The organism is Bacillus sp. FDAARGOS_235 (assembly GCF_002073415.2).
Taxonomy (GTDB): Bacteria; Bacillota; Bacilli; order Bacillales; family Bacillaceae_G; genus Bacillus_A; species Bacillus_A toyonensis.
This window is the reverse complement of record NZ_CP020437.2, coordinates 4290022-4309664: the sequence shown is the minus strand read 5'-3', so window position 1 is coordinate 4309664 and position 19643 is coordinate 4290022. Positions and strand designations below refer to the sequence as shown.

The following is a 19643-nucleotide window of genomic DNA, read 5'->3' as shown; positions in this document are numbered from 1 at the left end:
ATTTGTCGAAATGCAAAGGAAAACACAGAAAGAACATCTTTTTCCTTCTTTATTGCGATTTCCATACTGGAATAATATAATAAAAAACAGAAAAAAGGAGGAATTACAATGAAAAAAATTGAGGTTTACACACAACCTGATTGTCCGCCATGTGTCATTGTGAAAGAATTTTTAAAGCATAATAACGTTTCATATGAAGAATTTGACGTAAAAAAAGACGCTGCTGCTCGAGATCGACTTTTATACGACTATGATTCCTATTCAACTCCAACAGTTGTAATCGACGGTGAAGTGGTTGCAGGTTTTCAAATCGAAAAATTACAACAGCTACTCAATATAGAATAGGAATAGGTAAATACCTATTCCTATTTTTATCTCGTTATTTATGGGCAGTAAAACTCCCGATTGATGAAAGCTAATAATCAGTGGGATATAAAGCCCCCACTGATTATTAGCTTTATAATTGTTGTAACCTTTTTATTTCAGTTAAAAGTTCTTGGCTTTCATGATACCCTGCTAATTTCCATTTATCTTGATCCCTTTTCAATGTTACAATTTGATATTGTCCACTTTTCGCCCGCTCATATACATATAAATTTTTATGCTCTTCATCATACGCCATTTTCGTTTCCGAATTAAAAGAAAACGGTGCTTCTTTTGCTGGAAGTAAATATTCATCACTTTGTTTATCACTTCTACTATTTTCATCTGTAAATACTTGAAGGAAATTATCTGTAAAATACGGTGATAACGTCTCTATCATCTTATTCATCGGCAAATGCTTCCCGCGAATTGAAAATTGGGTTTCATAGCCTTTTTGTATCGTTGTAAACACGTCTTTCCGATCGACTTTCAATTCCTCTTTTCCTAAAACAGTTGTAACACTATAACCAACTAGAAAGGCAACACATACAAATAGAACAAGCCATATTCCATATTTCCTCATTTTTTCACCTTCCTTTTAAAAGAACTTGTCTTTGTAGTATTCATTGTAACAATGATTATGCAAAGAAAGGGATGGTTTCGTTCGTAAAATCTTTACAACGATAGACAGCATTTTCATCACCATTTTCACTATTACCAATTTCTGATAAAAACAAACAAAAAAATGCACGAATCTCTTCGTGCATTAAAATAAAACATCTTCTTCATATAAATATTCATAAGATAAATCTATAAATAAAAAGTTTTCATCATCAATCGGGAAAGAAAATGTTCGTACCATTTCACCAGTTTCAATATCGGCATATAAATCTGAAAGTCTCGCCTTATTTTCAAAACGCATTTTCATAATATTCTCAAGAAAATACGGACGCCAACTCCAGTTCTTCATATAATACTCCGGCATCACAATCCATTCCCCATCTTTTTTCATAACATTACCTGATTGTTGAAAACCATCTTCATTGCAAATAAATATGCGAAAACTACATTGTGATATACTTTGGCTAAATTGTAATAACCAATCATTTATATCTTCATTCTTTTTTTGTTTTGACAGAACATCACCAATTCGATCACGTAACATCTCTGTTAAATGATAAATTTTTTGCAACTTCTTTTTCTCATGCTGAATAAATTGATGACATTCATTACCAAGTCTCTCTTTTAAAACATTCGTTTCAATAAAATCAGGTAAACATTCTTTTAAATAATTACCTTGATAGTATCTACCACCGTTTTTCCAAGCATATTGTAGTTGATAAAAAGCATCAATTTCTTCATATAACAACGTTGCACCAATTCTTCTTGCAAGTAAAGATAAGGAATATAAAATATCTTGATAAGATTGTATAAGTGCAGTTTGCCTTAAGTTTGTTAAATCTACTTTTAAAATATCAGGTGCTAACACGCTAATACGTTCTAAATTACTTGTACCCGTTCCAACTTTATTAATCGAAATCTGAATACCATATGTACGATAATACATAAGCAAATGATTAAATTGCTCAATATCTTCTTTACATTCATGCTCTGTTATCTCTAAAACAATGTGGTTCAAATTTAAACCTTGTTTTTCATACATCAATAAAAGTTGAAGTAAACTTTCATCTTCGTCATTCATTAATACGTTAGCATTTCGATGTATAAATAATAACAATTTTTGATTGCTTTCTAAATAACGGTTTAAAGCTTTTTCTACTATAATATTATCCGCTTCCAGTTGAAACTCACTTGGAATAGAATCATCATGAAAGAACGAAGCTAAACTTTGTATGCCCTCTTCTGTTTGAATACGTCCTACTACTTCATATCCAATTACTGTATGTTCATCAGCACTAAAAATAGCTTGATAATAAGGAAGGACTTTATCCAAGTTACTCATTACATCTAATGCATCTATCAACGTGCTTCCCTCCCTTTACTTTTCAAAAATTATAACACGATATTTACGGAAAAATAATAAAAAATCCCTTCAGTTTTCCTGAAGGGATTAGAGGGGTAAAATGCTAAGGGGAATTAGCAATTCTACTATGAAGAAAAAAGAGGTCTTAAATATACCGTATATATGACCTCTTGTAAATACCTTTCTTTCACATGTCACAATTCCGTCACATTTTACCACAAAAAAATGAATCAAACATTCATTTGGTCATCCCTCTTAAAATGGATATTGATGCAAGTGTTGTCCTCCATCCATTGTCATGCATGTTCCATTTATGTATGCAGCTTCATCTGAACATATATAATAAGCTAGACCCGCAATTTCTTCTGGCGTACCTAGTCTTCCAAGTGGCACACTTTGTAGTGTACGCTTAGCCATTTCTTCTGAAATCCATAATTTATCGGCACCGCCCGTACGTTCAATCGGCCCTGGTGCGATAGCGTTAACTCGTATTCCATATTTACGTCCCCACTCAACAGCAAGCGTTTTAGTCATTGCTAATACGCCAGCTTTTGCTGCAGCCGAATGAATAACTCCTGGACCTGCATCCCATGCATATGTCGCTACCATATTAATGATATTTCCTTTTATACCTTTCTCAATCCAATACTTCCCGACAGCTTGACTGCAATAAAATGTACCATTTAACACAATATTAATGACCGAATTCCAGCCATTCACAGATAAATCTTCTGCTGGACAAATAAAGTTGCCAGCTGCATTATTTATTAAAATATCAATTCGTCCGAACTTTTCATCAATATGTTCAATCATTTTCTGAATATCTTCAGTATTTCGTACATCCATTTGTACAGGCAATATTTGCCCTGGAAACTGTTCAATCTCTAACTTTGTTTCCTCCAGTTTTTCTTTTGTACGCCCTGTAATAACAACTCGTGCCCCTTCTTTTGCAAAACGAGTTGCCATTCCTTTTCCCATTCCACTCGATCCACCTGTTATAATTACTACCTTCTCTTTCATATATATCCCTCCCAAAAATGAATACACATTCATTTTATCATTTTATTTGATAGAAATCTTTATATTTTTAAACTTTTCTGATATTTTAACTTAAAGAGACTTCTTTTCATTCATTTTTCCGTAAGCTATACTACTTCTTTATTATTTTAAATATATTAAAAAAAACTGAAAGGAGATTTGAGTAGCCTGTATATGGAACGAAAACACATGATATAAATCAAATAGGTATACTCATACTTTTATGAAGCAAATTACACGAAGAGATTTTTTGAAAAATGGAATACGCACTTGTCTATATTCATTTATAACCACTAGTATCGGTTACTATTACGCTAAATACATAGAGCCGCATATGATCTCTTTTACAGAGCACACACTAAAATCACAGCTCATACCAAAAAGTTTTCATGGTATGAAGATTCTTCAATTTAGCGATTTACATCTCGGATACTATTTCTCGCTCCAACATTTATCTCAAATCATTTCTAAGATTAATGCTGCAAACCCAGATATTGTCCTTTTTACTGGTGATCTCATTGATAATTACCAAACATATACTGATACTCCTTTCGTTGCATCCATTTTAAAGAATATACAAGCACCCTTCGGTAAATTTGCTATTTATGGTAACCATGATCACGGCGGATATGGAACTGAATACTATGATCACATCATGCGTGAATCTGGATTTGAACTATTACAAAATAGCGAAAAACGAATTCGTCTACTGGATAATAGTGAAATTTCTATTTTCGGACTCGATGATATACTACTTGGCAAACCAAAAATAGCGGAAACACTACAACAAGCGCGGCAAAATACTTATAACATTGTTCTTGTTCACGAGCCAGATATTGCGCCACAAATTGCTACATATCCAATCAACTTGCAACTTTCTGGTCATAGCCACGGCGGACAAGTAAAAATCCCTTTTTTAGGTGCTATCGTTACCCCATCACTTGCCAAACACTACATTGAAGGCTTCTATTCCATTCAAGACTTATCTCTCTATGTCAATCGCGGACTTGGAAGAACACGTGTCCCATTCCGGTTTATGTCAAAACCTGAAATTACACTCTTCACCCTACAACATTCGTAATAATTCGCCTATTTTCTTACATATCCTTTCTTGTACGCGCTCATCCACGTTTCGTTTACCATATGATAAAAGTGAGTCCAATAAAGGAGGTTTGTTCATGTATCCATATTATCAACCAATCCCAGTTCGTTCAGCACCTATTGGCCCAGTAGGCGACTCACGATTCTTTCCGTTTTTTGGCGTTCCATTTCTAGCTGGAATTGCTGGTGGATTGCTCGGCGGAGCATTAGCTTTCGGCCCTAGACCATTTTATCCACCTTATCCACCACCTTACCCGCCACCAGCACCTTATCCTTGTTATGGTGGACCTTGTCAACAACCATACTATTATTAATGTATGCCAACAATTCTACCAACGCTATTCTCTCTATTAGACAATCGATTAATATGCTTACAATAAAAACTATTCTCTCTACACATTCTTCTATTTTGAGAACGTATAATAAGTAGAGAACAAAGTAAAAAACCTCTTATTAATAAGAGGTTTTTTACTTTGTTCTTGCTATTCAGCATCTGTATTTTGATACGCCATCTTAAACAACTTCACTTGGCTATCAATCTCCTCTGCACTACTATTAATAACATAATAGTAGTCACCGTCTTTATTTTGTTCGCGTGTTTTCACATTATCTGCTAAAGTAAGCTGTAAAATCGCCTTTATTCTTGCTTTCATTTCAATATCTAGAATTGGGAAGGATATTTCTACTCGTTTCTCCATATTTCGCGTCATCCAATCAGCTGAAGATAAATATATTTTCTCCTCTCCATTATGATGGAAATAATAAATACGGCTATGTTCTAGATATCTTCCTACAACACTAACTACACGAATATTTTCACTTACATTTGGAATACCAGGTCTTAAACAACATGTTCCTCGAACGATGAGCTCTACCTTTACTCCCGCTTGTGATGCTTCATACATTTTTTTTATTAATGGTTTATCCGTTAGTGAATTCATCTTAGCGATAATATAGCCATTTCCATATTGCCTATGATAACGAATTTCTTCATCTATTAAATCCATAAATTGCTCTCTTATATCAAATGGTGCAACTGATAAATGGTGAAAATGCGGTTTCGTTGTATAACCACTTAAATAATTAAAGAAATTTGTTGCATCGACCCCAAAGTCTTTTCGTGATGTAATATAGCCAAAATCGGTATATAACTTTGCTGTTGCATCATTATAATTTCCGGTTCCAAGATGTACGAATCTTTCGATTTTTCCGTTTTTTCTTCTTACAACTAGCGTAATTTTACTATGCGTTTTCAAGTGACTTACACCGTAAATAACGTGACACCCAGCCTGTTCTAATTCTTTAGCCCAATGAACATTATTCTCTTCATCAAACCTTGCTTTTAACTCCACCAACACTGTGACTTGTTTTCCTTTTTCAGCTGCTACTTTTAGCGCCTGAATAATCGGAGAATCACCACTTACTCGATATAATGTTTGTTTAATCGCAAGTACATTCGGATCGTCTGCCGCATCACGGACAAAATCAACTACTGGCTGAAACGATTCAAAAGGATGATGTAATAAAATATCATGCTCAATCGCCTTTTCAAATACATCTTCCTCATCACCTAAGTCTTGAGGTGGTTGCGGAATAAGGGCTGGATAAATGAGATGTTCATATAATGGTGCTAATTTTTTATATAAAGAGAATAAACATGTTAAATCTAACGGTCCATCCATTATATATACATCTTCATCTTTTACTTCCAACACCTCGTATAATAATGTTAATACTCTTTCATCAATGTGTTCTTTGCCAACTTCTAAACGTACAGCAGCTCCCCACTTACGCTTTTTCAACTCTTTTTCAATTACCTTTAATAAATCCCTCGCACCCTCTTCATGAATTGTTAAATCCGCATTACGTGTAATACGGAAACGAGTAACAGATGATACTTTATATCCTGTGAATAATTTATGAGTAAAACTACTAATTACGTCTTCTAATAAAATAAATTTATGCTTTTGCCCTTCACTCGGTAAAAATATGAAGCGTTCAAGTAATGAAGGAACTTGCACAATTCCTAACTTCGTACGGTTTTCTTCCTCCACTTGCTTCTCATCATATAAAAGAGTAGCTAAGTTCAAACTTTTATTTAATAACATCGGAAATGGACGGTATGCATCGATAGCTACAGGCGTTAAAACCGGAAAAATTTGCTCATCAAAATAATCTTCTATAAATTCTCTCTGTTCTTTCGTCAAATCATGGAATGTTAAACGCTCAATCCCCTCTAATTCAAGCGCTGGCAATACGTAATTTTTAAACGTATCATATTGTACGGTCATTAATTCATGGGCTTTTATCTCAATTTTATTTAATTGTTTTTTTGGTGTTAAGCCAGCTTTATTTTCTGGTTGATTAAACCCAGCACTCACTTGATCTTTCAAACCCGCTACACGTACCATAAAGAATTCATCTAAATTCGAGCTAAAAATACTAATAAACTTTAATCTTTCCAAGAGTGGATTATTTTCATCTTGCGCTTCTTGTAGTACACGTTCATTAAATGCTAACCAACTTAGCTCTCGGTTATTATAATATGCTGTATCATTTAAATTTACGATGTTCCCCTTCAACAATTCCATTCTCTTCACACTTCCCCTTGAAACTTTTTTACTATAATTTAGTTACTTTTATTTTAGCAAATTACAATATTATAAAGTGTAAATTTTTTGTAAAGACATCCGTACAACCTAACATTTTCATTCAAATGACAAGTTAATATTCGTTTTTAACACTCTTTCTAGCTGCTTTTTTTGTTTTTCAGCTTGTACTTTTTCTGCTAATGCCGATTGCTCACATAAAATTCTAAACGTTAATCCTTCTTTATTTTCTGTTATGGATATCGTATCGACAAGCGATCTTTGTCTTACATTTAAAGCAGCTGAAAATTGTAAAACAGCCCCTAATAGGCGGATTTTTTTTTGTTCGCTTTTATCAAACCAACCTTCAAATGGAGATAAATGTTGTTTAAATAGCATTTTTGATTTATAAGATGCAATAAGCGCTAACCTCACTCGATCTTTATGCATCATGCCATCAATTGTTTTATTCGCCAATAAATAAAACGTGTGTAAACGACTCGCTTCTTCGTCTATATATTTTCCAATGTTAAATACTTTCGCTGCTTGATGGAATGCTTCCCAGTCTTTTATCGAAACAGAAATCAGTCCCATTTCTTCGAGTTGTTTACAAATCAATCTTCCATGTTTAATAAGTTGAATGACAAATTCCATATCCATTTCATATTCGTGTGATAACAAATGTAAGCTTTCTTCAACTACATTCGGATAATATGAAATCCCTAAATCTTTCGTCAACTCTTCATAGAAAACACCTTCTCTTAATCCTTTTTTGCTTAATACAAATGCCGTTGCTTCTATAATATTTACAAGTTTATGAAATACTTCAACCGCTGGAATAATTGTATCAGCTCGATCTTTTGCCAATCCTTCCATTTTCTGAAGTTCGATAAACGATTGTTTTTCTAATGTACCTTTTACATTTTCAATATCTTCTTCTTTCATTTTGTATAAATGTACTCCCGCTATAGGATAGTTTATTAAATTTTGGTGGATTTTTGCTAAGTTTCTCGCACTACCACCAATTGCAATAAGAGGCAATTTCTTATCAATTAACCATGGTAACGTTCGAAATTGACACTCTAAATACTCTCGAATTTCCTCTAATTCATCTTTAGTAGGAATATCACCTTTAATAAATAGATGTTTTAAAGAAAGCGCACCAAAAGGAAAACTATGGTACTCTAAAATCTCTCTATTTTTAATATATGTAACTTCCGTACTTCCGCCACCAATATCTACTGTTATTCCTTCCGAAAACGAAGTAGAATTCATAACTGCTAAATAGCCGTAACGTGCTTCCTCATATTCTGATAACACTCTAAGAGTAAAGTCTGTTTGTCCTTCAACAAGTTTTTTAATCTCCTCTTGATTCTCAGCCTGTCTAATTGTTGCCGTTGCAACACAAAGTACATGATGCAGCTGATGGAATTTTGTACTTTCTTGAAATTGAAATAATGTTTGTAACAATACTTCCTTACCTTCTTCATTCAAAACACCATCGATTAAATAATTTCTTAACCGAGCAACCACTTTCGTATTTTCAATTTCTTTATAAAAACCTCCATTTTGCTTTTCATAAATAACTAAACGCATTGTATTAGATCCAATATCTATAATGGCATATTGTTGTTTTAATAGTTCTTTCAAACTTCTCACTCTTTCATTATCAAATTTCAAAACACATTCTATTACTATTATACAAAATAGTTGTTTTTTGTAACAATATTGCTTTAATATTGAAAATGTATACAATCACTTTTTGCATATAATAAAAACCTCTTTTATTTATGTTATAATAATGAAAAATTGAAAGGAGATTCAATATGAAACCTTCACAACCACAATCTCAATTACAAAACCAACATCCTATTAATCGACTAGCTCAATCTATTTTCGTTGTGAATCGTCATGCCAAAGCTGCAACTAACCCTAAATATTTATACTGGTTAAAAAAGACAGCTTTAGAGCGTTTAATCGCCGAAAAAAAAGCAATTAAAGAAGGATTACATTTCTCTAGAAATCCACGTTTTAGCCAACAACAATCTGATGTTCTTATACGGTTAGGCGATTATTATTTCCACATCCCTCCTACGAAAGAAGATTTTCGAAACCTACCACATCTTGGTCATCTTGAATCCTCCTACCGAAACCCGAAAACAACCTTGTCTTTAACAGTTTCCAAAAAAACACTTCAAGATTATATTGGTCCTGAAGCACTGAAACAAGAAAAAAAATTAAGTGAACCTGTTCCATGGTATAGCCGCACTTATACAAAAAAATAAAACAGTTTGGCCTATGTTAGGCCAAACTGTTTTATTTTTTCTCTTCTTTAATTTTAATATTGGCTTGCTTGTAAAATGCAACTTTTTCTGTATTATAAGATTTCGTGAATTCATTAAACTTATCTTTTTCTGACTCAATATCCTTATACGATTGATTTACTACTTTAACTTTCTCACTAATATCTTTTAATTTTGTACCTTTATCTTGTAACATTGTATATAATTCTTTTTCTTGTTTTAACGATTTATTATAGCTGTCATACATTTTGTTAAATGAATCATGTCGTTTCTCATATGTGCTTTTCACTTTATCCGCTTGCTCTTTCAATTTCTTATCTTCAATTTTCTTCACATATTTATCTGCTGATTTCACTTCTTCTTGCGCCTTATTTAAAGATTCTTTTTCTTTTTTAAGCACTTTTTCTCGTTCATCTGTATTTTTCACTGCTTGGTTCAGTTTTTCCTTAACAGTTTGATTATTATCTTTTCCTTCTTGAACAATCTGGTTATATAATTCTTGTCCCTCTTTTTCTAAAGTTTCAAGTTTCTTTGCATCTTCAAACATTGTTTTTTCTTGCTTGGCAGCATTTTCAAATGCTACATATAATTCCTCTTCTGGTTTTGGCCCAAAACAACCCGCTAATAAAACCATTGATAATGTGGCTACAATTGCTAATTTACTATATTTCAACATCTTTTCCTCCTACTTATAAACGATCCTTGTGTAAAAAAGCTATAAAAATCATATAATCCTTCTATACACTTCACACTCGCATCTTTTTTACGAAGATCATCAGTATTGTTTATCATGCTTGTACACATTTATTACTTGAAATTATTTTTCACGTTATTCTCTTTGAATTATGTAGCAGTTTCATGTCCATCTACTAAGTATATTTCACTTTGCACTTTTCATTCTCTACTCACACTATGTATTACCTTAAAATACAATGGAATTCACCAGAGCCATAATAATTAGAAGAACAACTATAATAATTCACCTGATAAAAGATGATTGTCGATCTCTCACATCTATCATTCCCTTTCCGCTTTCTATCAAATAATCTCTTTGTTCATTTTACACAGTACAAATACTACCTCGCAACAACTTACAAATATTCTTTTCCTTTCCTAAAAAGGAAAAGTGTAGAGCATGTTTTCCTCTACACTTTTAAAATGAAACACATTGTGCAAATGCATTGACACATCCATCATAATTATATGCCTATTTCATATATTTTTAAAGACTTTTATTACAATAAAAGTTGTTTTTGTAATAAAAGTCAAAAAAATGTTACAATCCGAATTTCTTCATATCATACTTCTTCAACTCAAAGTTTTACTCATTGTCTTTCAAATTTCTATACTGGTACAATTGATTCTGTGCCTTTCTTAACAATTCTTCAAAAGTTTTCCCTTCTACTGGATAACTAGCAGCCCCAAATAATAACGTCACACTTAATAAACCACTTTCTATTTCACTTTCAATATTTTTCATTAATCGTCGTGTTATTGTTGATTTTTCATGACCATTATCAATCGCTACAATAACATATTTATTTTCATCCCATTTTGTAACGACATCACCTTTTCGAATCGTCTTTACAATAGTAGACTCCACTCTCTGTACTAACGCTTCCAACTTTTTTTCTTGCACTGTTTCCTTTAATCCCTCCCATTCTTTAACGGAAAGAATGTACACTGTAATATTGCGAGAATCTCGTTCAGATAAAGCAGCTACTTTTTCAAAAAAATCAACAACAAAATCATTACTTGCCATTCCCCCTACTTCCATATTCATACGTCCGTTTTCTCTTTTATCATACCAATGGCCAAAGTAACAACTTAGCAACAGTTGCAAAATATAAATAATAAAGACAGTATAAAATGATCGCGAATCTAATTTTGCAATTACATCCTGAAGCGCAATCCATTCCGTAACAGCAACAGTATTCCCTAGTAATAATCCACTAATCTTCCCTTTATGTTTCATACTTCCTCTCCTTTCTATACCAATATATGTTTCTATAACAATAATGTTTTTCTACCAAATAAAAAATGTACATATTCTATGTACATTTCCGCTAGAGCTTGTATTCCTTTTTTATTCTATTTCATATATATACTATATATCGTTTATAGAAAGGAGTGACCTATATGCTACAAAAAGAAAATCTATCAGATGCTATACGTTTACTAGCTGGTTTTTTGTTATCATTAAAGCTACTATTTACCTCTTTCGGAATAAACTTTATTACGAACGATCAAATCGACGCTATTGTAAATGTTATTTCATTTCTATTCATTCTATATTTTGGTTATAAAAATAACTATGTAGGAAAAAAAGGAATCGAACAAAAGAAAATACTCAAGAAGCACAACCTCCATTAAAAAAGGAACCTTTCGCACAGGTTCCTTTTTATCATTGCCGCACCACAACTTCATTTGTTTGCAATGGGCCATATGAGACTGCTTTATGTTGAAATGTGTATGTAGCCTTAAACAATGCAGTTTTAACCGCTTTATCTTTATTTGCTTTTAATTTACAACTTAGTTCCACCTTCTCGTTCGGCAATAAATTATCGATTCTCCACCTTACAAGCTGGAATAAAAACTCGCTCATCCCCTTATTAACCTGCAGAGAATTCGGAATATACAAAAAGTAATCTCTAATCATATGACTTACAACGACTCGTGAAATCACTTCAATTCCTTTATTTTCAACTTCAATTCGCATAATAAGTATGTCGTTTACATCATAGATTAGTTCATATGAAAATTTTTCTTCATACATACTACGGATTTGTAATGTAACTGCTACATTAGGAAGTTCGCCTTCCTTTTTTGAGCCATCAATCCACAATACCGGCTGTAACGGTATTGTATCCCTTCCTTGATCCGAAATTCGCTTCCATATTTTCATAATATATATTCACCTCATTTCAGATGTACCATCCATACAATTCTATTCTTTCGCTTTACACAATAAACTACAAAAATGATGAACGCTTGTTACAAACGATATTTAATAGTTCCCTTCCTTTTATCCTATTCGACAATATAAAGAAAAAACCATTTTTCAACTGTTAACAGGAAGTATTCTTACTGAAATATTTTTTACAATTTACTTCATTGACTTTATAACAATATTCAGTATTGCTCACTCTTTTTCTTTCCATACAAAAGGATATTTTGGTGAAAGAAAAAGTTTGCCTTTTAGTCAAATTTGACTATAATATTCTTTATGGCATGTCAGTGCACTTATGTAAGAGAATTTAAGAGGAACTATGCTTTAGATTTTTATGCGTTGCATTTAAAACTTAATATAGTTTACTTATTATTAAAGGAGGGGCATATTTGGAAACTCAACTATCAAAAAAAGACTCCAACAATACAAAGTTTGTTGTTGCTGGTTTACTACTTGGTATTTTAATGGCAGCAATGGATAATACAATTGTTGCAACCGCAATGGCGACGATTGTCGGAGACTTAGGAGGATTTGACAAGTTTGTTTGGGTCACATCGGCATATATGGTAGCAACAATGGCAGGGATGCCTATTTTCGGAAAACTTTCTGATATGTACGGACGGAAACGTTTTTATATTGGTGGACTCATTCTTTTCTTATTCGGTTCTGCACTTTGCGGGACAGCATCTAGTATTGAACAATTAAGTATTTATAGAGCAATTCAAGGTATTGGTGGTGGCGCCCTTATGCCTATCGCCTTCACAATTATGTATGACATATTCCCGCCAGAAAAACGTGGGAAAATGACAGGGCTATTCGGTGCAGTTTTCGGGACATCAAGTGTATTTGGACCTTTATTAGGTGCCTATATTACGGACTATATAAGCTGGCATTGGGTCTTCTATATTAATATTCCATTAGGGCTTATCTCCTTCTTCTTCATTACTAAATACTACAGTGAATCTCTAGAATTTAGAAAACAAAAAATTGATTGGGCTGGTGCTATTACACTTGTCATTAGTATTATTTGCTTAATGTTCGCACTAGAACTTGGTGGTAAAACGTATGCATGGGGCTCTAATGTAATTATCGGTTTATTTGCAACTGTTGTTATTATGCTTATTATTTTCTTCTTCGTAGAACGAAAAGCAACTGAGCCTATCATTTCTTTCCATCTATTTAAAAAACCTTTATTTGCAGCTAGCCAAGGCGTTGCCTTTTTCTATGGTGCTGCTTTTATCATCTGTACAGTTTATATCCCAATCTTCGTTCAAGGTGTTCTCGGAGGTTCAGCCTCAAATGCTGGATTAATTTTAACACCAATGATGGTCGGCTCTGTAATCGGAAGTCAAACAGGTGGACAGTTAGCTTCACGAACAAGCTATCGTAACATTATGATGGTATCTGGCGTTTTCTTCGTTCTTGGTATTTATTTACTAAGCACCTTAACAATGGACACACCTCGTATGCTCGTAACGCTATTTATGGTCCTCGCTGGACTTGGGGTTGGTTTCTCATTCTCAGTTTTAAGTATGTCTTCTATCCATAAATTAGAAATGAGAGACCGTGGTTCTGCTACATCAACAAACTCATTCTTCCGTTCACTCGGTATGACTCTTGGTGTAACGATTTTCGGTACAATTCAAAATCATATTTTTATTAATAAATTAAACACTGTGTTCCCTCCTGAACTTGCAAAATTAGCTCCAAAAGGTGGAGACACAAGTTTCTTATTATCACCAGGTGCTACCGAGAAGATTCCAGCAGAAATATTAACTGGTATTAAAGAAGCTCTCGCTACATCTATTGCCAACACATTCTTCTGGGCACTGATCCCAGCTGTACTAAGTATTATTTGTATTTTACTTATGGGAAATGAACGCCTATTTACAGGACCGAAAGCGAAACAAAAGCAAAAACAAGTAAGTTAGTATAAAAAAAGGAACGGCATATCCCTTTATGAAAAAGGATATGCCGTTTATAATATGTATAAAATCAAACTTTAATTAGTAGGGATACAGTTTTTATGTACAGGAGTTGAGACAGAATGAGCATGAAATTAGTCATTCTCGGCTTGCTACTCGAAGGAGATAAACATCCATATGAAGTGCAGCACATAATGAAAGACAGACAGATGGATTATTATATTAAATATGCAAAAGGATCACTTTATTACGCCTTCGAGCAATTAGAAAAGCAAGGTGCAATTCGCATTACAACTATTGTTCGTGATACGAATAGACCAGATAAAACAATCTTTCATATAACAGAGGAAGGTAAACAACTATTTCACACGTTACTCTTAAAACAGTTCGAAGCAAAAAACCAAATATATAAACCAATTTATTCAGCACTTTCTTTCACTCATTTTGGTGATGATCAAGAATTGGTTCCAATTTTAGAAAAAAAGAAACATGATACCGTTCAATATTTACATAAAATGCAAACTATATATGATTGCAGTAAAGGAAAAATTCCACGTGCACAACTATATATTTTACAAAGTGTTATTGAGCATATTACCGTTGAATTACAATGGTTAAGCACCCTCCTTAACGATGCCATAGCAGGACGACTTTCAAAATTTGATGCAGATGAAAATTGAGCGAGTAAAGAAGACGTTCCCTCTTCTTTACTCGCTCAATTTTTCTATATTTTCACATTCCATTATATATCATTAATCTGAAAAACACCTAAATTATTCAGAATATCAAGAAATAAAACCTTTAGAATTTTCTTATTTTAAAACAGTAGACAAAATTCCAAAAATTGTGTTAGAATTTGTTTCAATATCATATCGCTTGTTAAATTCCTTTCAAAAGGAAAATAGGTACACGAAAATTTCGTTTCGTGTTTAAAAGGGAAGCTTGGTGAAACTCCAACACGGTCCCGCCACTGTAAATGCTGAGATTTCTTTGTTAGTGCCACTGTGAGAACGGGAAGGTGAAAGAAATTATATGAAGCATAAGTCAGGAGACCTGCCTGTTTTAACAACACTGATAGATTCACGGATGATGATGAGGTGTTAAAACAAAAAGGAAGGCTTATTTTCTATGTCTTTGTACTTTTTGTTATAAGTATTTCCTAGTAAACGGAAATGCTTACTTTCAATTAGGGAGGAATTTAAAATGGCAATTCAAACAAGTAACTTAGGTTATCCACGTATCGGACTACAACGAGAATGGAAAAAAACATTGGAAGCTTTTTGGTCCAATAAAATTGATGAAGAACAATTTTTAACAACGATGAAAGAAATTCGCCTTCAACACGTAAAAGTACAGCAAGAAAAAGGAATTGAACTCATTCCAGTCGGCGATTTTACATATTATGATCACGTTCTGGATACTGCTTATATGTTAGGTTTTATCCCGTCACGTTTTTCTGAGTTTACATCTTACCTTGATGTATATTTTGCAATGGCGCGTGGCTCTAAAGATCACGTAGCTTCCGAAATGACTAAATGGTTTAACACAAACTATCATTATATTGTTCCTGAATATGAAGAGGGATTACAAATCTCTTTAAAAGATAATCGTCCACTTCGCTTATACGAAGAGGCAAAACAAGAATTAGGCGTAGATGGAAAGCCTGTTATTTTAGGACCATATACTTTCTTAAAATTAGCAAAAGGCTATAAACAAGATCAATTTGCTACTATTTTAAAACAGTTAGTTACACCTTACGTACAACTACTTTCAGAACTACATGCGGCTGGTGCACAAATCATTCAAGTTGATGAACCGATTTTCGCTTCTTTAACTAAAGAAGAAATTCAGCATGCGAAAGAAATTTATGAAACTATTCGTAAAGAAGTTCCAAACGCGAATCTTCTTTTACAAACATATTTTGATAGTGTAGAAGAAAACTATGAAGAAATTATTACATTCCCTGTATCTAGTGTTGGTTTAGATTTCGTTCACGGTAAAGAAGGTAATTTAAATGCTATTGCGAAATACGGATTCCCAGCTGACAAAACTTTAGCAGTCGGTTGTATAGATGGCCGTAACATTTGGAGAGCGGACCTTGATGAAATTCTTACGTTATTTACAACGTTACAAAAACAAGTCCAAACAAAAGATTTCATCGTTCAGCCTTCTTGTAGTTTAATGCATTCACCAATTGATAAAACCGAAGAAACTCACTTATCGACTGAACTATTTGATGCGCTAGCATTTGCAAACCAAAAATTAGAAGAACTAGTTCTTATTCATTCTGCTTTGACTCAAGGTACAGAAAGCATTAGTAACGAACTTGAAACATATCGCAATGCGCACCATACAATACGTTCATCTGCTGCACGTAACCGAGAAGATGTCAAAGCAGCACGAACAGCACTAAAAGAAGAAGATTTTTCACGCCCTCTTCCATTTGAAAAACGATACGAATTACAACAAGTTGCTCTGCAGTTACCGTTGTTACCAACAACAACTATCGGTAGCTTCCCGCAAACAACTGAAGTTCGTCAAACGCGAAAAGAATGGCGTAACGGCGTTATCTCAAATGAACAATATGAGCAATTTATTGAAAAAGAAACAGAAAAATGGATTCGTTACCAAGAAGAAATCGGTCTTGATGTTCTTGTTCATGGTGAATTTGAAAGAACTGACATGGTCGAATACTTCGGTGAACGTCTTGCTGGTTTCTCCTTCACTAAAAACGGTTGGGTACAATCGTATGGTTCCCGTTGCGTGAAACCACCTGTTATTTATGGTGATGTTGCCTTTATAAATGGAATGACTATTAAAGAAACTGTATACGCACAAAGCTTAACAGAAAAAGTAGTAAAAGGTATGCTAACTGGACCTGTCACTATTTTAAATTGGTCATTCGTTCGAAATGATATTTCAAGAAAAGAAGTTTCCTATCAAATTGCATTAGCACTTCGTCATGAAATTGAATTACTTGAATCGTCTGGAATTAGAGTAATCCAAGTCGATGAGCCAGCGCTTCGTGAAGGAATGCCACTAAAAGAAAAAGATTGGGATGCATATATTACATGGGCAGTTCAATCCTTCCTTTTAGCAACATCTTCTGTAGCCAATGAAACGCAAATTCATACGCACATGTGTTACAGTAACTTCGAAGATATTGTAGATGCTATTCGTGCATTAGATGCGGATGTCATTTCTATCGAAACATCACGTAGTCACGGAGAATTTATTGATACATTAAAACATACAACATATGAAAAAGGGATCGGTCTAGGGGTATACGATATTCATAGCCCACGTGTACCGAGTAAAGATGAAATGTTTGAAATCGTAGAACAATCTTTACAAGTATGTGATCCTAAATATTTCTGGATTAATCCTGACTGTGGTTTAAAAACAAGAAAAACAGAAGAAGTTATTCCAGCTTTAGAACACATGGTGCAAGCAGCAAAAGATGCTCGTTCCCTTTTAAAAACAAATGCATAACAAAAATGGGTTATCCTTCCTTAGGATAACCCATTTTTTATTCTTTACTTTCAAAAAAGAATTCGTATTGTAGTTTATATAACTCATCATCCGTTGGTTCTTCAAGAGGAATTACCTGCAATACAACTGTATACTCACCATTTGGAATAGGAATTTGAAATTTATTTGAAAGAATACTCGTTACAACGATACATTCATTTTTAATTGTAAAAGGAACCGTAACTGTTCTAATTACTTCTTCTTTTTCAATATGTTTTCCACAAGTCACTTTTATTTCACAAGTATAATCAGAAAGTGCTTCAAAAATAACAGTTCCATCCGCCTTAGCATAACCTCTATCAAAATCTTCATCCGTCCAGTCTACGTAAGGCTGTTCACCGTCATAGTTCATCAACATTAATTGTGAATAAGAAATTGTTAACTCCATCGTTCCCCTTCTCCTTCATTATGAAATATGTAACACTACTTCACTTCAAATTTCACACGCGTACCATCTGGATATTTATCTAACTTATTTCCTACCCAAGAACCTGCTCCGCGATTATCCGCTGGACTTATATATTCAATATGCGCCCCTTTTCCGCCTTCTTTACACATCGCCATTGGCCATTCATCACGATCATAGCCTTTTTTTGATGGATATGGAGCTAACGATAATTTCCTTCTATCTCCAGCACCACCACGATCAATTGTACAAACTTCTGAATGTCCTTCTTTTATAGCATCCGTAATATGTTTCCCTGTCTCTGGATATCGCTCTTTCGGAAATTCTAGAACTTGATCATACGCATTCGTTTTTTTGATACTTGTTTCCTCTGGAACAAGTACTTCATACACCGCTACTACAATAGAAAGAATTGCAATAATTGAAATGATAATACCTTTTAATTGCTTCATGTATACCTCCATGATTCTACCAGTTTCTTTTCCTCCGTTATTATAACAAACTTCTCCTGTATATGTTTTCAGACATTATTTTAGCTCTTCTTCGCCATTCCGCCAAAAATCTCTCATTTTTCTTCATCTTTTCACTAATGCTGTAGAAAACTAATAACCTTCCGACATTCTTTTTCAAAGGAAGTCCTCATAAAAAGATTGAAATGATATATACGATACTTTTTGGGGAGGAAATAACATGGAAGCTATCTATAAAACAAAAGATGTCACGAATAAAACAGGCATCCCAAAACATATAGTCCGTAAATATAGTCAACTGTTAGAGGAACATGGGTATATCATTTCAAAAACAGCTGATGCTCGTATTTATAAACTGGATGATTTAAAACTATTGAAATCTATACATGAAAGAGCTGCTAAACTGCAAGAAGATATTTCAGAAACGATACCTATTATTTTAAAAGAAAAAGAGGCCCCGCCTGTACCCGCTATACAAGATAAGCAAGAAATACAAACGAAAGAAAAAGAAGATGGGCGTAACTTTGAGGAGTTCATGTTAAAACTCGAAATGCTCGCTCAATTAAATGAAGCAATTATTCATCAAAATTCTACTCTAATTACACAAAATCGTTTGAAAGATGAAAAATTAGATGAATTGATGCAACAAGTTTATGTAAAAGAAGGCTCTCAAGAAAAAATGCTACAAGAGTTAGTTGATCACGCCGCTCAAACAGATGCCTTGCAAAAAGAAAAGATGGACTTATTAATGAATCATATGTATAAACGAGAATCCAAGCAAGAAGAAAAAATGAATAAACTCGTTAATCAAATTTATCATAAAGACAGTAACCGTGATACACAACTTATGCAAGTTATTCGCGAAATTCAAGAAACAAAAAGAATGGTCGCCGCCTCAAAAGAACAAGGTTTCTTCCATTCATTTAAAAGTTTATTTAGCCGAACAAAACAAGAAAGAACAAACGAATAAACAATATACAATAA

General features: G+C 33.5%; 20 protein-coding genes and 1 riboswitch. Of the genes, 9 read left to right on the top strand and 11 right to left on the bottom strand.

Annotation, left to right across the window (positions count from 1 at the left end; translation table 11 throughout):
- Nucleotides 1-108 precede the first annotated feature (108 nt).
- Entirely contained in the window at nt 109-345 is a 237-nt protein-coding gene (locus A6J74_RS24625; protein ID WP_000717877.1) for a glutaredoxin family protein, read from the top strand.
- 112 nt (nt 346-457) lie between these two features.
- Here the strand turns inward: A6J74_RS24625 and A6J74_RS24620 are convergent, their stop codons facing one another.
- The 4 genes from A6J74_RS24620 to fadH form a co-directional block, all read right to left on the bottom strand.
- Nucleotides 458-946, bottom strand: a complete 489-nt coding sequence (locus A6J74_RS24620; protein ID WP_080609615.1) for a DUF3993 domain-containing protein — start codon at nt 944-946, stop codon at nt 458-460.
- 55 nt (nt 947-1001) lie between these two features.
- A complete protein-coding gene (locus A6J74_RS30100) occupies nt 1002-1130 on the bottom strand; it encodes a hypothetical protein (protein ID WP_000544074.1) in 129 nt (42 codons plus the stop codon).
- Nucleotides 1130-2347 (bottom strand): EAL domain-containing protein, encoded by a 1218-nt coding sequence (locus tag A6J74_RS24615; RefSeq protein ID WP_000564311.1) that lies wholly within the window; start codon nt 2345-2347, stop codon nt 1130-1132. The genes A6J74_RS30100 and A6J74_RS24615 overlap by 1 nt, the downstream gene beginning before the upstream one ends.
- 255 nt (nt 2348-2602) lie before the next feature.
- The gene (fadH, locus tag A6J74_RS24610) at nt 2603-3367 is read right to left on the bottom strand and encodes a 2,4-dienoyl-CoA reductase (protein WP_000660910.1); all 765 of its coding nucleotides are present in this window, start codon (nt 3365-3367) and stop codon (nt 2603-2605) included.
- A gap of 241 nt (nt 3368-3608) precedes the next feature.
- Here fadH and A6J74_RS24605 point away from each other — a divergent pair, with 241 nt between their 5' ends.
- Together A6J74_RS24605 and A6J74_RS24600 are read left to right on the top strand one after the other, a co-directional pair.
- Entirely contained in the window at nt 3609-4466 is an 858-nt protein-coding gene (locus A6J74_RS24605; protein WP_002048880.1) for a metallophosphoesterase, read from the top strand.
- Nucleotides 4467-4563: 97 nt separating this feature from the next.
- Nucleotides 4564-4800 carry a hypothetical protein gene (locus A6J74_RS24600; RefSeq protein ID WP_000283739.1) on the top strand — a complete coding sequence of 79 codons (237 nt, stop codon included), beginning with the start codon at nt 4564-4566 and terminating at the stop codon, nt 4798-4800.
- 168 nt (nt 4801-4968) lie between these two features.
- Here A6J74_RS24600 and A6J74_RS24595 read toward each other — a convergent pair whose 3' ends face one another.
- Entirely contained in the window at nt 4969-7077 is a 2109-nt protein-coding gene (locus A6J74_RS24595; protein WP_000421687.1) for a polyphosphate kinase, read from the bottom strand.
- A gap of 117 nt (nt 7078-7194) precedes the next feature.
- Nucleotides 7195-8724 (bottom strand): Ppx/GppA family phosphatase, encoded by a 1530-nt coding sequence (locus A6J74_RS24590; RefSeq protein WP_000661381.1) that lies wholly within the window; start codon nt 8722-8724, stop codon nt 7195-7197.
- 176 nt (nt 8725-8900) lie between these two features.
- On the opposite strand from A6J74_RS24590, the gene A6J74_RS24585 reads away from it, so the two are divergent.
- The gene (locus A6J74_RS24585) at nt 8901-9359 is read left to right on the top strand and encodes a YkyB family protein (RefSeq protein WP_000804859.1); all 459 of its coding nucleotides are present in this window, start codon (nt 8901-8903) and stop codon (nt 9357-9359) included.
- A gap of 31 nt (nt 9360-9390) precedes the next feature.
- On the opposite strand, the gene A6J74_RS24580 is transcribed toward A6J74_RS24585, so the two are convergent.
- Both A6J74_RS24580 and A6J74_RS24575 read right to left on the bottom strand, forming a co-directional pair.
- On the bottom strand, nt 9391-10053 hold the full coding sequence (locus A6J74_RS24580; RefSeq protein ID WP_000922477.1) for a YkyA family protein: 663 nt from the start codon (nt 10051-10053) through the stop codon (nt 9391-9393).
- Nucleotides 10054-10698: 645 nt separating this feature from the next.
- Nucleotides 10699-11352 carry a diguanylate cyclase domain-containing protein gene (locus tag A6J74_RS24575; protein WP_000680808.1) on the bottom strand — a complete coding sequence of 218 codons (654 nt, stop codon included), beginning with the start codon at nt 11350-11352 and terminating at the stop codon, nt 10699-10701.
- A 164-nt stretch (nt 11353-11516) separates the two neighbouring features.
- Here A6J74_RS24575 and A6J74_RS24570 point away from each other — a divergent pair, with 164 nt between their 5' ends.
- The gene (locus A6J74_RS24570) at nt 11517-11750 is read left to right on the top strand and encodes an SPP1 phage holin family protein (RefSeq protein WP_000939445.1); all 234 of its coding nucleotides are present in this window, start codon (nt 11517-11519) and stop codon (nt 11748-11750) included.
- A gap of 31 nt (nt 11751-11781) precedes the next feature.
- On the opposite strand, the gene A6J74_RS24565 is transcribed toward A6J74_RS24570, so the two are convergent.
- On the bottom strand, nt 11782-12282 hold the full coding sequence (locus A6J74_RS24565; protein ID WP_000708172.1) for a hypothetical protein: 501 nt from the start codon (nt 12280-12282) through the stop codon (nt 11782-11784).
- Between the two features lie 434 nt (nt 12283-12716).
- Here A6J74_RS24565 and A6J74_RS24560 point away from each other — a divergent pair, with 434 nt between their 5' ends.
- The 3 genes from A6J74_RS24560 to metE all read left to right on the top strand — a co-directional run bounded on the left by A6J74_RS24560 (nt 12717) and on the right by metE (nt 17744).
- Entirely contained in the window at nt 12717-14258 is a 1542-nt protein-coding gene (locus A6J74_RS24560; protein WP_000449890.1) for an MDR family MFS transporter, read from the top strand.
- A 116-nt stretch (nt 14259-14374) separates the two neighbouring features.
- Nucleotides 14375-14932 (top strand): PadR family transcriptional regulator, encoded by a 558-nt coding sequence (locus A6J74_RS24555; RefSeq protein ID WP_000062054.1) that lies wholly within the window; start codon nt 14375-14377, stop codon nt 14930-14932.
- A 206-nt stretch (nt 14933-15138) separates the two neighbouring features.
- A riboswitch (cobalamin riboswitch) is annotated at nt 15139-15327 on the top strand.
- 128 nt (nt 15328-15455) lie between these two features.
- Nucleotides 15456-17744, top strand: coding sequence for a 5-methyltetrahydropteroyltriglutamate--homocysteine S-methyltransferase (metE, locus tag A6J74_RS24550; protein WP_001007623.1), 2289 nt, complete (start codon nt 15456-15458; stop codon nt 17742-17744).
- A 37-nt stretch (nt 17745-17781) separates the two neighbouring features.
- Here metE and A6J74_RS24545 read toward each other — a convergent pair whose 3' ends face one another.
- A complete protein-coding gene (locus A6J74_RS24545; protein WP_000424018.1) occupies nt 17782-18171 on the bottom strand; it encodes a competence protein ComJ in 390 nt (129 codons plus the stop codon).
- Nucleotides 18172-18206: 35 nt separating this feature from the next.
- Nucleotides 18207-18641 (bottom strand): DNA-entry nuclease, encoded by a 435-nt coding sequence (nucA, locus tag A6J74_RS24540; protein WP_000811503.1) that lies wholly within the window; start codon nt 18639-18641, stop codon nt 18207-18209.
- Between the two features lie 238 nt (nt 18642-18879).
- On the opposite strand from nucA, the gene A6J74_RS24530 reads away from it, so the two are divergent.
- Nucleotides 18880-19629, top strand: a complete 750-nt coding sequence (locus A6J74_RS24530) for a DUF3967 domain-containing protein (RefSeq protein WP_000387494.1) — start codon at nt 18880-18882, stop codon at nt 19627-19629.
- The last annotated feature ends 14 nt before the right edge of the window (nt 19630-19643 follow it).

What these genes read in the sequence shown, in the direction of transcription:
- fadH (WP_000660910.1), bottom strand. Translation starts at nt 3,367, where the DNA reads ATGAAAGAGAAGGTAGTAATTATAACAGGTGGATCGAGTGGAATGGGA.
- nucA (WP_000811503.1), bottom strand. Translation starts at nt 18,641, where the DNA reads ATGAAGCAATTAAAAGGTATTATCATTTCAATTATTGCAATTCTTTCT.
- A6J74_RS24625 (WP_000717877.1), top strand. Translation starts at nt 109, where the DNA reads ATGAAAAAAATTGAGGTTTACACACAACCTGATTGTCCGCCATGTGTC.
- A6J74_RS24620 (WP_080609615.1), bottom strand. Translation starts at nt 946, where the DNA reads ATGAGGAAATATGGAATATGGCTTGTTCTATTTGTATGTGTTGCCTTT.
- A6J74_RS24565 (WP_000708172.1), bottom strand. Translation starts at nt 12,282, where the DNA reads ATGAAAATATGGAAGCGAATTTCGGATCAAGGAAGGGATACAATACCG.
- A6J74_RS24600 (WP_000283739.1), top strand. Translation starts at nt 4,564, where the DNA reads ATGTATCCATATTATCAACCAATCCCAGTTCGTTCAGCACCTATTGGC.
- A6J74_RS30100 (WP_000544074.1), bottom strand. Translation starts at nt 1,130, where the DNA reads ATGCACGAAGAGATTCGTGCATTTTTTTGTTTGTTTTTATCAGAAATT.
- metE (WP_001007623.1), top strand. Translation starts at nt 15,456, where the DNA reads ATGGCAATTCAAACAAGTAACTTAGGTTATCCACGTATCGGACTACAA.
- A6J74_RS24555 (WP_000062054.1), top strand. Translation starts at nt 14,375, where the DNA reads ATGAGCATGAAATTAGTCATTCTCGGCTTGCTACTCGAAGGAGATAAA.
- A6J74_RS24570 (WP_000939445.1), top strand. Translation starts at nt 11,517, where the DNA reads ATGCTACAAAAAGAAAATCTATCAGATGCTATACGTTTACTAGCTGGT.
- A6J74_RS24545 (WP_000424018.1), bottom strand. Translation starts at nt 18,171, where the DNA reads ATGGAGTTAACAATTTCTTATTCACAATTAATGTTGATGAACTATGAC.
- A6J74_RS24575 (WP_000680808.1), bottom strand. Translation starts at nt 11,352, where the DNA reads ATGAAACATAAAGGGAAGATTAGTGGATTATTACTAGGGAATACTGTT.
- A6J74_RS24595 (WP_000421687.1), bottom strand. Translation starts at nt 7,077, where the DNA reads ATGGAATTGTTGAAGGGGAACATCGTAAATTTAAATGATACAGCATAT.
- A6J74_RS24585 (WP_000804859.1), top strand. Translation starts at nt 8,901, where the DNA reads ATGAAACCTTCACAACCACAATCTCAATTACAAAACCAACATCCTATT.
- A6J74_RS24530 (WP_000387494.1), top strand. Translation starts at nt 18,880, where the DNA reads ATGGAAGCTATCTATAAAACAAAAGATGTCACGAATAAAACAGGCATC.
- A6J74_RS24580 (WP_000922477.1), bottom strand. Translation starts at nt 10,053, where the DNA reads ATGTTGAAATATAGTAAATTAGCAATTGTAGCCACATTATCAATGGTT.
- A6J74_RS24605 (WP_002048880.1), top strand. Translation starts at nt 3,609, where the DNA reads ATGAAGCAAATTACACGAAGAGATTTTTTGAAAAATGGAATACGCACT.